The following is a 12,528-nucleotide window of genomic DNA, read 5'->3' as shown; positions in this document are numbered from 1 at the left end:
TCGAATAAAGGATGTCGATTATGCCAGCAATTGTCGGACCCATTTACATTAACTCTATTTCTGGAGGCGTCGTAAACGTCGGTGACTCATTCTACCTGTCGCCTAAAAGTTCGTCAAAATCTGCTTTAGGCTCTGGAGCGGGGAATACCGGAGATTTCTTGATATTAAATAATGGCATTAGCGCCACCAACTATGTGGATCCTGACTTAAATGATCAGAATATGGTAGGCAATGCATAAAGCAGCTCCTCTACATCCATTTCAAATAGAGGAGCGCTTTTTTATGCTTATTTCTTTCTGCGCTGTCTCGATTTTTTTGTTTTGACCAGCTTGCTTGCCGGCTGTTTCCGAATCCATTTGATGTACGAAGCAAGCTTTTCATCCTGCCTCAGCGCATCAATTGTGTTCAAACGTGCGGCAAGCTCCTGGTTTGTATAGAGGGCATGTACTTGTTTATGACAAGGGATGCATAGGTAGGCAGTCGGTAAAAAAGCCCCGCCTTCTTCTCTTGGGGTTAAGTGATGTTCTGTAAGCAGGACATCTTGTCTTCCGCACATTTCACATAATCCAATTGTTTGCTTTGCCACCCGTGTCATCACCTCAATATTTACATTAATTCCATTGAGACTGTTGTCCCTTTCCCGCTTGGATCTGCCGGATGGACAATCAGTTTTTTCGGCAGCCGCATTTTCAATTCTTCCACATGGCTGATGACGCCAACAGCTAAGTTTTGAGACTGTAATTTCTCTAATGCAGTAATCACTGTATCAAGCAAGTCTTGATCAAGGGTACCAAAGCCTTCATCAAGGAAAAAGAATTGCAGCGGGAACTCACCTCTCAGCTGAATCTGCGCTGAAAGAGCTAGCGCAAGCGCAAGCGACGTCAGGAAGGTTTCCCCGCCGGACAAGCTGGACACTGGACGTCTGACACCGCCATTCGCATCATCACGCATGACAAAACCGCCTTCTGAATCAACCTCAATCGCATACCTTTGTCTTGTCAAAATACCAAGACGGGCAGATGCATCACGACTGACACTTTCCAGCTGTTCTTCTGCTAAAAACTCAACAAATGTATTTCCTTTAAACACGGTTTGCAGCTTATCGAGCCGATCAATTTCTTGCTGCAGCTCCGCCAAACGTTCATGAATACTTGTAAATCGCTGGTGATTTTCTTCCATTACACGCAGATGTTCATATGCAGAGCCGCTCATCACTGTTGCTTCTTCCAATGCCTTTTCTGCCGCTTCTTTCCTCAGTTGAATGTCAGTCCATTGCTTTTCATCTAGTGACTCATCTTTCAGCAGTTCAGAAATTCGCTTTAAGTTTGCGGCACATTGCTTTCTTTTATCCTCAAATTCGTCAATTTCTTGTTTAACAGTTTGACGTACTGATTGATTCATGAAAGCAGATTCAATCTCTTGAGGCTTATCAAAAGGAGAAGACTCCGATTCTTTAGTCCATGCTTCACTAGCTTCTTGTTTTCTCCGGTCAGCCTCTTGAAGCTGACGCTCACAGCTTGAAAAATGACTTTGTGCTTCACTAAAGAGCTCCTGCGCTTGCTGTAATTGCTTGTACGATTGCTGTTCCATTTCATTGAGACGAGCAAGCGTGTGTTCAACCTCGATCAATTCATCAGAAATGGAGACAGCTTTCAATGGATATCTCCCTAAATCTGTTTCATATTGATGAATGAGCTGCTGCTGGCTTTCTAGCTGATGCGCTAGTTTATCAAGTTCCTTCTCTACATCGTATATGGCTGTTTGCAGCTGTTCTTTTGCCTGCTGTTTTTCTTCCAAAAATGAAATACTTTTCTCAATACGCTCTTTATAGCCTTCCGCTTGCTGGTCCTTTTCGTCGATCTGCTTTTGCATCTCTTGTACTTGGTGCAATGGAAAGTGCGGGAAGGTCTGTTCAAATTGAGACGTTTGCTCTGCAAGCTCAGATTGAAGCTCCTTGATCAGCCCGTCTAATTCTTCGATACGCTGCTGATCAAATGTCATTTGATCTTTCGTCTTGCTTATCTCTGCTGCTTGATCATATGTTTCATCCATTAAACGAGCTCGTTTACGTTCAACTTCTTGAATATCTTGTTTCAAGCCTTTCCATTCTTGCATGAGATTCTGCAAGGACTCCGGCTTTTGCACTGCTTCTACTGCTGCTGCAACTTCCGCACCTGGAGCTTTCTGAGATAAAAAAGCAAACTGCTTTACTAATTGATTGGCGTGCGTTTCCAATAACTGCTTGGCAGCATACATGTCTCTTGTATATTCCTCTGCCTGCTTGAGCTCTGTGTCCATCCGTTGAATCACTTCATCGATTTGTGCCACTGTTTCTTCATGGTCATTGTTTTCCAGTGCTTTTGGGTCATGATGAATCGATCCACAAACAGGACATGGCTCACCATCTACAAGCTCTGCCGCTAATTCTTTTCTTAATTCTGCCGCCCTAACAGCATCACGCTGTTTTAATTTTTCGAGCTTCTGACTTTGTTCTCTTTTACTCCATTCTGTAAAAGCCCGTTCGAATTCACATACATAGAAATAAAGCTGTTCAATCGCTTGAAACGATTGGTCTATTTTTTCATGATGGTCTTTTTGCTGTTTTTGAAGCTTTTCATATGCTGCTGCGGTCTGTGTTGATCGCTTTTTGAGCTCCTCCATCTTTTGTTCTTCCTTGTGTATGCTTTGGTGTATTCTTTGAATATTTTCGCTTAAACGCAAAGCATCCTGTACACTTTTCCGTTCTTTTACAGAGACTTGTAATTGCTCCAGCTCACGCTTCAGCTGTGTTTGTTTTGCCAGTGCACGTTCTAACAAAGATTGGAGATTGTCTGCTTCTTCTTTCTTTTGTAATAATTGCTGCGCTGTATCGTTTTTTCGCTGTTCGATTGCCGTCTTTTCCTGAAGAGCCGCCTCTTTTTTCCGTTCAATTTCCTTTAGCTGAAGCAGCTGCTCTTTCTTTTGAAGAAGTTCTGGCTCAGTTTCTATTTTCTTTTGCCTTGCTTGCTCATAGTTCTGTGTCATTTGATCATAGATCGTTCGTTGATGCAGCAGCTGATTTTCTGCTTCCCGCTTCTCTTTTAATGCTTGAGAAAGCTGATTTTCAGCCTTTGTTAATGCATCCGCATAAGGCTTTAATGCCTCTGCCTGCTCAGCAATATGAAGCTTGGCCTTTTTCTCTTCCATTGATGGTGCCAGTTGATTCAGATGGTTTAGTTCCGTCTCATAAGCTTCTCGTTCCTTTTGATACTGCCAAATTGTTTGCGCCTTTGTAAAAGCAGTGAACGCTTCATCCCGCGCTTGTTTTTTCTCATGAAAAATAGCCTTTGCCTGCTCAGCCGCTTCCTTTGCCTTTGCGAGCGCCTCTGGGCCAGCATCTCCTAAGCCATTCAGCTCAGCAAGCAGTTCATTTTTTTGTCCATACTGATTCTGCGCCTTTGCGCGCAAACGTTTAACGAGCTGATCCCCATACTTCTCTAGGTTAAACAAACGCTGAAGCATTTGTCGTCTATCGGCTCCTTTTAAAGAAAGGAATTCTGCAAACTTCCCTTGGGGCAAGACAACCGCACGCGTAAAATCATCAATGGTTAACCCGAGTAATTCTTCTATTTTACGATTGACCTCACTCGCTTTATCTGCAAGAACTGTCTGCGTATCCCCAATTTCAATCAGACGGCATAGTGTCGTTCTGACTTTCATTTCATCTGCCCGCTTGAAAGCACGTTCGACTTTATAAGAAATGTGGTGTTCCTTTTGTAAAGCGAACGTAAAGGAAACTGACAGCTTCTCTTCCGCTTGGTTCAAAATACCATGTGTATTATTTAACGCACGTTCCACTTTTCCATAAAGCGCCAGGGTCATGGCGTCTAATATGGACGACTTTCCGCTTCCTGTCGGTCCAAAAATGCCAAACACACCTGCATCACATAATGAGCTAAAGTCAATTGTTTGTTCTTCTCTGAAGCTATGAAGTCCTTTAATGGTTAGCGTAATCGGCTTCAAGTCGCTTCCTCCTCTTGCATTTCATTGGCGAGCTCCAAAAACAGCTTGACTGTTTTTTCATCAGGAAGACCGCCGCCTGTCTGGCGCTCATAAAATTTCACGAACCGCTCTTCGATTGAGAGCTTTTCGGCTTGTTTTTGTTCTTCCATTTGCTGAAGTTCTTTAAATTTCGGTCTAATATGGACAAACCCGCTATGCTGCTTTCGGAGCTGATGAATCTCTTCTATGGAGAGCTGATCTGTTAAATGAATCTCTAAATCAATCCATGCCTGAAGATCCCGTTTTTCATCCAGCCACTCGTGTACTTGGCTCAATCCTTCAGTTGCCTTCCATTTCACAAGTGGTTTTCCGCTTGATAACAACACTTCCTTCCAGCTTGCTTTTTCATTAGGTTTTGCCTCTACAATCGTGACTGATTTGGCATATCCTGATTCAGAAAAGCTGTAAGCAAGAGGTGACCCGGAATAGCGAGCAGTCGTTTTGGCACGTTTGATGGTTTGCGGGCGGTGCAAATGACCAAGGGCCACATAGCAGGCTGCTTCTGGCAGACTTTCAGCCGCAACGGTATATGCACCGCCTACTTCAATCGGTCTTTCTGAATCTGTTTGACTTCCTCCTGCCACATAAATATGGCTTGTTGCGATATTGACCGTATCGGCTTGAAATTGAGCGCTTAAATGTTGGAACGCTTGCTGTATTTTTAAATTGTAATGATCACGAAGCAATTTCTCTTCAAATGTTTCAGCCAGCACCTCGTTAAGTCTCGCTTCAGACGGATAAGCGAGTGCTGCAATGGATAAACGTTCACTCGAAGAAGGAACATCGACGCGGATGATGTCATTTGTCGGATATCCAATTAAATGAATCCCCTGATCATTTGTTAAAGGCGATGCGGCAGATAGTCGATCCGGATTATCATGGTTGCCTGAGATGACCACGACCTGACGTTTTCCTTTATCAGATAAGGCGGATAGACTTTCATAAAAAAGCTGTTCTGCTCTAGCAGGTGGATTCACTGTATCAAAGGCGTCTCCAGCCATGACAATGACATCAATGTGTTCGTCTTTTACGATTTGATACAGCTCATCTAAAAACTGCGCTTGCTCATCAAGCCGGCTCCGGCCTTCAAGGGTTTTTCCTAAATGCCAATCTGCCGTATGCAAAATCCTCATGTGATTCACCTCTCATTCCGATACATTTATAATGAAATTTCTAAATTCCCATCAAAGAAATAAAGAATTTTCTCCTCTAATGTTCTGTTTGTTAAACGTTCCACCGCTTGTGCATACAACGCTATTTGAGTTTCATAGCGCTTTTTCAAAATAGGTACAGCTGCTTCAAGACCGCCTGTATATCTGCCTTGCACTCTATCTGTTTTATAATCTAGTAAATATAGTTTTCCATCCGTTTCAAATAAACAGTCAATCATCCCTTGAATTAGGACAGGCTCCCCCTCTGCATCAATATGGCTGTATACCTCTTTAACAGGTAACACCATACTAAATGACATTTCTCGTTTCACCCAGTCCGCTTTCAGCAGCTTTTGACCAATAGAAGTAGAGAAAAAAGCGGAAATTCCTTCTTGATCAATTGACTGAACTTGCTCATTTGTTAGCAAGTCTCGCTGCTGTAAGGAATCGAGCAGCTGATGTATATGGATTTCATCGAGGGGCTCGTCAGAAGAAAGCGGAATATGCTGCATGACTGTATGCATTGCGGTGCCTTGCTCTGCGGCAGTGAGTGCTTTTTTCTTCATGAAAGCCGGCCGGTCATACAACGTTGCATGAGCTCTTCTAAGAGAAGAAGGAACACTGTACTCATCCTGTATTTCTTTCATTCTCTTTATCTCTGAAACAGACTGCTTTGTCCCGACTTGTGAGGCCGCTAGATACGGGTATCTCCATGAAAGTCTCTCTGCTACTTTCTCATCAGCATCACCATATCCTTCAACAGGTAAGCCGTCCATCAATGCTTGTACCACCTCATCTTGCTGCTTCTTTTCAAGTGACATATCTTCTTTTAGAAGATCAGAAGCTTGAGTAAATGAGATTGTGAATACTGATGGATGCGACAGAACGACATTACCTGTTTCTTCTAAAATAGATGACATCGCTTGGTGACGGATAAGAGCAGGACCAATAAAATCTAAGTATGTTTTCGATTGATAACGTTCAAAATCAGGGATCAGCCAGTCCTCTCCGTTTGCAGCATTTTGCCATTTGCTTAATGCTTTCACCTGATTTTTGACAGAACCGACCAGAAATAATTTTTCCTTAGCCCTTGTGAGCGCCACATATAGAACTCTCAGCTCTTCAGATAATAGCTCTTTTCTCATCTTTTTTTTCATCGCCACAAGCGGTAATGTTGCATAACTAATTCTCAGCTCTGGATGAATATATTTGCTTCCAAATCCTAATTCTTTATCAAGCAAGTAGGACTGGTTTAAGTCCATCATATTAAAGTTCCTGCCGAGTCCTGCGGTAAAGACGATTGGAAATTCTAATCCTTTACTGCTGTGGATCGTCATCATGCGAACAACGTCCTCTGTTTCACTGAACGTTTTTGCCGCACCAAGATCATCTCCACGCTCCTGCATTCTTTCAATAAAGCGAAGAAAACGGAACAGCCCTCTAAAGGCCGCTTTTTCATACTGCTTCGCTCGATCATAAAGAGCACGGAGGTTCGCCTGTCTCTGTTTACCTCCAGGCATCCCGCCAACGTAATCTAGATACTGCGTATCGCGGTATACTTCCCAAATCAATTCCGCTACTGAATGATTCATGGAGAAATCACGCCACTTGCGCAGCAACCTGAAAAATCGTTCTAGTTTTTTGCATGTAGGGTGATCTGAATGAGTCACACTCATAAATGCCTTCACAGCATCATAATAAGTGCCTTTCTTATCACTCGTACGGATCAGTGCCATTTCATTTTCGTCTAAATGAACAATTGGTGATCTTAATACAGCTGCAAGAGGGATATCCTGATATGGATTATCGATGACTTTTAATAGAGAAAGAATGACAGACACCTCTGTTGCTTCAAAATAACCAGAGGAAAGATTCGCATACACAGGGATTCCCTGTTTCTTCAATTCCTCCATCATTTGCGGGGCCCACGGCATGGAGCGAAGCAAAATCACAATGTCCCGATACTGCAAGTTACGGGTCAATTGCTGTTTTGCATCGTACACTTGAAATGGCTGCTCTACCAATTCTCTTATTTTTTTAGCAATGACTCTCGCTTCAAGCTGTACGGTCTCTAGTTCTTCTCGCTCTTCGTCACTTTCTGCTTCTTGTTGATCTAAATGAACAAGGAGCATTTCTGTCGTTGTATCTTTACTTTCTGGATAACTCGCTCCAAGCTTTAATTCAGCTTGTTCATCATATTCAATTTCTCCAACTGTTTCCCCCATCAGCTGTTTGAACAAAAAGTTCGTACTGTCTAACACATCTGAACGGCTGCGGAAGTTTTTATTTAAATCAATTCTCTTCCCTGTTTCTTTGCCATCTGGTTTAAATTGTTTATATTTGTTTAAAAAGAGCATGGGTTCAGCCAGTCTAAAACGATAAATGGACTGCTTTACATCACCAACCATAAACAGGTTGCCCTCTGCAGCATGTTCCCCTTTAGATACAAGCTTTAAAATCGTTTCCTGTACAAGGTTTGTATCTTGATATTCATCAACGAGCACTTCTTCAAACTGCTGTTGATAGTATTTGGCCGCTTCTGTTTCGATCAAATTTCCTTCCGCGTCCTGCTCCGCTAAAATGCGTAAGCAATAATGCTCTAAATCCGAAAAGTCCACGATTGATTTTTCTTGCTTCGCTCTTTCGAATCGCTGTCCAAATTGGATGACAAGCTCCACAAGTGTTTCGACCACTGGCTTCATTTCAGCTAAGCTTTTCAGATGCTGAGCGGGACTTCGCATAAAGTATTCATCTTTGAGCTTTTCTAATTGTTTTTTTGCTTGATTGCGTGCATCTGTGGCTTTTTCTAACAGCACAGGGTCATATTCGTCCCCTTTACATGTTTTGAGCCTTTTAAAATTGATGTTTGGCAAAAGCTCGTAAAGCTTCTCAAAATCATCTTGATGCCTGATTAATTCATTGACTTGCTCTAAATCATCTATAAAATTTTCCGCTCTCGGTGCTGGGCCGCCCGGTTCTTTTGATAGAGCGAGAGCTCGTTCGAGCAGTTCTAGACAGCTTCGAAAAACGAGAGAAAGATCCTCTTTGATATATGGGTAAAACGGTAATTGTTCTACTTTTGTTTGAGCATCTACATCATAAAGAGAAAGGAATGCCCTCATCCATTGGTCAGGTGAAGGGTGAGATCTGGAAAACTCATAAATTCTCTTCACAAGCCATTGCAAATCTAAATCATGCCGGTCAGAAGTGTAACGATCAACCAGTTCAAAGAACGCTGGCTTTCCAGCCTTATATTCATCCTCAAACAGTTCATCTAACACTTCATCTCCTAATAATTCTCCCTCTGTTTGATCAGCCAAACGAAAGCCTGGATCTAGGTCAATCTCATAGTAAAAGGTGCGCAGAACCTGCAAGCAAAAGGAGTGCAGGGTAGAAATATTGGCACGATTCATGAGTGACAGCTGTCTTCTCATATGAAGGGACCCGGGGTTTTTGACTAATTCCTTTTCAAGTGCTTCTGTGATCCGATGCTTCATCTCTGCCGCAGATGCATTTGTGAAAGTCACAACGAGCAGACGATCCACATCAACTGGATCTTCTGGACGGGTCATTTTTCGAATCAGCCGTTCAACCAAAACAGCTGTTTTACCTGACCCTGCCGCCGCCGCAACAAGGATATCTTGTCCTTCTGAAACGATGGCTTCCCACTGGTCATCCGTCCAAGTACTGTTATTCGGTTTTGGTATTTGCATACTGATCCCCTTCTTTTTTAATCCGGTCTATCACGACATCATCCTTTTCAGATGAAAGCACTCTAAATTCATTGTCCTCTATCGATTCATCAAATTGGCAAATAGACTTAAATGAACAAAAGCGGCATGGTGTTTGATCCTTTAATTTATATGGATTAATGGCTACCTCGCCATTTGTAATTCTTTCGCCTACCTCTTCAAACGTGCGCCGAACATGCTGTGTGAGTATATGAAAATGATCTTCACTTAAAACAGCAGAGTCAGAACGGAAAGACCCATCCTTTTTCAAACCGGCTTGAATGACTTGTGATCTTCCTGATTCAAGCGTTTGATCCATTAGCTTTACCGCTTCTACATCTTCAAGCAATAGACCTTTCATTTTAAACTTCTTGAATATTTCCTGCTCAATTTCATCCTCTGCAAGCGGAATCGGTGCTTGAATGAGCGGATCATGAATATGGAAATATAAAATGCCAGCTGGTGTTGCTTCTACGCCGAGCCATTCCTTCGAATACGTAATGGTCAGGTCTAAGTAAGTGAGCATTTGCAGGGCCAGCCCATAGTATACTTCTGCTAGATCAAGACCTTTCTCACTCGATTTGTAGTCGACGATTCTCAACAGCAGCCCTTTTGAGCCTTCTGCTTTATCCACCCGGTCAATTCTTCCGACAAGCTCCATCGTGCAGCCATTTTTCAATTGAAAAGTAAACGGCGGCAAAGGTCCTTGACCGCCAAAGCCTAACTCAAGCCCAACGGGAGAAAATCCACTCACTTTTGCATGCTCACTTAAAATAGAAGAGACTCGAATCAAGATTTTCTGGAGCTTTTCTTTAATATAAGCATGCCGATTAGAGCTTAATAGAATTTCCTTTTGAAGACGCGGAGCAAGCTGTTCGATTGCATGTCTTGAATAAGTGACACAGTCTTCCTTCGTTAGGTTTTTCCAATCCTTTTTTTGTTCAACAAGCGTATCTGAAATATGCTTTAAAGCTGAGTGAAACAGCTGGCCGATATCAGGTGCTTCCAGTTTATAAAATTGCCGGTCTTTTAGTTTTAACCCGTGGGAAGCAAAGTGAGAAAACGCACACGCATTGAATTTCTCCATTCTTGAAACACTGCCTTGAATGTGATCACCGTAAAGTTCTTTTGTGACGTTTGGTTTTAAGTGCTTCGCTCGATTTGTAAAAAACAAACTCGACAAGATATTTTTTGAAACATCCCGATGAGATGACGTCATCAAATAATTATAGACACTCCACCATACACCACTGATGGGATATTGATTGAGCCATTGCTGCAGCTGCGAGACGGTATAAGATAACGAGACATGCTCATTCGCTACAAATTTTAATTGCTCCTCGTCATCCAGCTGTTCCGGGTCTAACACATACAAAGCATGCTGATGATTCGGCATAAGCTCCTGACAATACTTGATAAGAGTCGAAGGCAATAGAGAGCGCCCCTCTTCATCTGACACCGAATAAGACAGATACAAATGATGGGATGGACTCGAAAGCGCTTGGTAAATTAAAAATTGCTCATCTAGCAGCCGTTCCTTTCCTGTCTCTGCAAGCTCTGCTCCTGCTCGCTTTAACCATTCCCGGTCATCCTCAGACAAAACACTTTCGTCAGAAGGGCGTGCGGGAATAACGCCATCATTTACCCCAATGATAAACATGCACTTCACTTGATACATTCTCGATAAATCCATACTTCCGATAAATACTTGGTCGAGTGAAGGCGGAATTAAAGCGAATTTTAGAGAGGCCAGTCCTGTATCCATCATCTGTTGAAATAAAGGAAATGAGAGCTCCTCCTCACCGAGCATTTCAACAAATTCATCCATTAATTGAATTACAGCATCCCATACTTGTCCATGCTGCATGGCTTCAGCTAATCTACCTGCTTCCTCAGCCTCCAGCCTCGCCTTTTCAAGTTTTTCTGGCACTTGTATTTCCTCTAAAAAGACATAGACTGCCTCCACCATGTCTTTGACCTTTTGTGCTTTTTTCAGCCTTTTTTGCAACTGGAAAAGCGGAGGTGCGATCCATTCCTTTACATCATTCAGCATCTGTTCCATTTCAATTTCTTGATCTGTTTGTCCAAAATCCTCATCTAAGGATTGGAATCGTCTGTAATGGAAACGGGAGCCGTTTGTCCAGCGTTCTCCTTTTACACCATAAGCAATACAGTAGTTTTCAAGCTGATCTGCCTGTTCTCTCGCTTTGTTTTTGGCAAGTTCGAGCGGAAATAAGAACTCTGTCTTCACGCAGCGAAACACGGCCTCATACCGCCAGTTTCCTTTTATGACATCCAAGCTCGAACGAATCAATTCAATGAGCGGATGATACTGCATCGATTCATTTCCATCAATAAAAAATGGAATATCGTAATCTCGAAAAACCTCTTTTAACGTATCTTTATAGTCGTCTACATGCCGCGCTACAATCGAAATATCTCGCAGTCTAAGTCCTTCTTCTCTCACTAAATGAAGAATTTCTCTCGCTGCTCCCTCAATTTCAGCTCGTTTACTTGCACTTTTAGATACTGTGAGATGAGGGGTTACTTCCTGATATGGCTGCACCGGTCTCTGCTCATATTGGCGTTCTAAATAAGCAAGATCTGGCGTATGAAGATGACGGTTATTTCCCTCCAAAATGTGCTCAGAAATGGCCGCTCCGCACTCTCTTGCAAGCTGATAGAGCTGGAAATACGTTTTACCTGTCATACGAAATAAATCAAGTTCATTTGGCTGCTTATCATGATAGGAACGATCCACTGTGAAAGCAGCCGTTATTTTCTCAGCATGCAACAGAAGCTGTTCAATGACGAGGAGCTGCTGTGGTGTAAATTGATAAAAACCATCTATATAAATGTGTGCTCCTTTTATTTCTTCAGATAAAGGAATTTGCTGCGTGAGAAGCGTCAAATAGTCTTCTGAGTGTACATATTCATCTTGTAAATGCTGCTCCATCTGCTGATAAAGAACATGCAGATCATGCAATTTCTCAGCTGCCCGTCTTTCTTCTGTATACTCTGAATGCATGCTCGATAATGAAATTTTTTCAATATCCTCCGGCAGCATGCAGTATCTCTTGAACTCAGCCATCGTCTTTTCGATTTGCTCCACAAACCCTGGCTTATCACTCGCTTTTTTGAATACCTTAAACTTTTCTTTCTCCTCTTCAATCACTTTTCTTAAAAGCATTTGAATTCCTGTGCTTGTCACAAATTGCCGGTTCGCTCCGCAAGTCTGCTGTAAAATAGACCAAGCAAGACGCGTGAAACTAAATACTTTGGCCCTGATCATCCCGCCAGCTTCAGACGTTTTTGCAAGCTCGTATTCCATTAAGAATGTCATTTGATCCGGGACTAAAAAAATGATTGGCGGACCCAACGGATCAAGCCGAAGCTGTTCTTTGATTTCCTCTAAGATTGCAGTCGTTTTCCCACTCCCCGATCTGCCTGCTAAAAACTGAATCTCCACGCTCCACAACACCTTTCTTATGTACTCATATTCTAGCGAAAATAAAAATAAATAGCTATTTTCCCCTTCTCCTTCCTAAAAAGATATAGGCACCTTTCCTTACTCTTCTCATATCATAAACCATCATGAACTCAAA

At 42.4% G+C, this 12,528-nt stretch carries 6 protein-coding genes; 1 reads left to right on the top strand and 5 read right to left on the bottom strand.

The window, feature by feature from the left end:
- Window positions 1–20 precede the first annotated feature (20 nt).
- Window positions 21–239, top strand: coding sequence for a spore germination protein (locus MHH61_RS14200; RefSeq protein ID WP_003211468.1), 219 nt, complete (start codon window positions 21–23; stop codon window positions 237–239).
- Between the two features lie 47 nt (window positions 240–286).
- Here the strand turns inward: MHH61_RS14200 and MHH61_RS14195 are convergent, their stop codons facing one another.
- The 5 genes from MHH61_RS14195 to addB are packed head-to-tail and all read right to left on the bottom strand — an operon-like array spanning window position 287 to window position 12,392.
- Window positions 287–586, bottom strand: a complete 300-nt coding sequence (locus MHH61_RS14195) for a hypothetical protein (RefSeq protein ID WP_024425503.1) — start codon at window positions 584–586, stop codon at window positions 287–289.
- Window positions 587–606: 20 nt separating this feature from the next.
- Window positions 607–4,002: an AAA family ATPase gene (locus MHH61_RS14190; protein WP_125586543.1), complete on the bottom strand. Its 3,396-nt coding sequence runs from the start codon at window positions 4,000–4,002 to the stop codon at window positions 607–609.
- Complete coding sequence (sbcD, locus tag MHH61_RS14185) at window positions 3,999–5,174, bottom strand: exonuclease subunit SbcD (RefSeq protein ID WP_024426531.1); 1,176 nt, start codon at window positions 5,172–5,174, stop codon at window positions 3,999–4,001. The genes MHH61_RS14190 and sbcD overlap by 4 nt, the downstream gene beginning before the upstream one ends.
- Before the next feature lie 26 nt (window positions 5,175–5,200).
- The gene (addA, locus tag MHH61_RS14180; protein ID WP_125586545.1) at window positions 5,201–8,905 is read right to left on the bottom strand and encodes a helicase-exonuclease AddAB subunit AddA; all 3,705 of its coding nucleotides are present in this window, start codon (window positions 8,903–8,905) and stop codon (window positions 5,201–5,203) included.
- Window positions 8,883–12,392 (bottom strand): helicase-exonuclease AddAB subunit AddB, encoded by a 3,510-nt coding sequence (gene addB / locus MHH61_RS14175; protein ID WP_125586547.1) that lies wholly within the window; start codon window positions 12,390–12,392, stop codon window positions 8,883–8,885. The genes addA and addB overlap by 23 nt, the downstream gene beginning before the upstream one ends.
- Window positions 12,393–12,528 lie beyond the last annotated feature (136 nt).

Origin of the sequence: Bacillus sp. FSL K6-3154 (assembly GCF_040869395.1) — a bacterium.
GTDB classification, from domain to species: domain Bacteria; phylum Bacillota; class Bacilli; order Bacillales; family Bacillaceae; genus Bacillus; species Bacillus safensis.
Note: the sequence above shows the minus strand (reverse complement) of the source record. Positions and strands in the feature narration are given on the sequence as shown.

Bases quoted from the DNA above. Each gene is read 5' to 3' on its own strand.
- MHH61_RS14200 (WP_003211468.1), top strand. From the start codon at position 21: ATGCCAGCAATTGTCGGACCCATTTACATTAACTCTATTTCTGGAGGC.
- sbcD (WP_024426531.1), bottom strand. From the start codon at position 5,174: ATGAGGATTTTGCATACGGCAGATTGGCATTTAGGAAAAACCCTTGAA.
- addA (WP_125586545.1), bottom strand. From the start codon at position 8,905: ATGCAAATACCAAAACCGAATAACAGTACTTGGACGGATGACCAGTGG.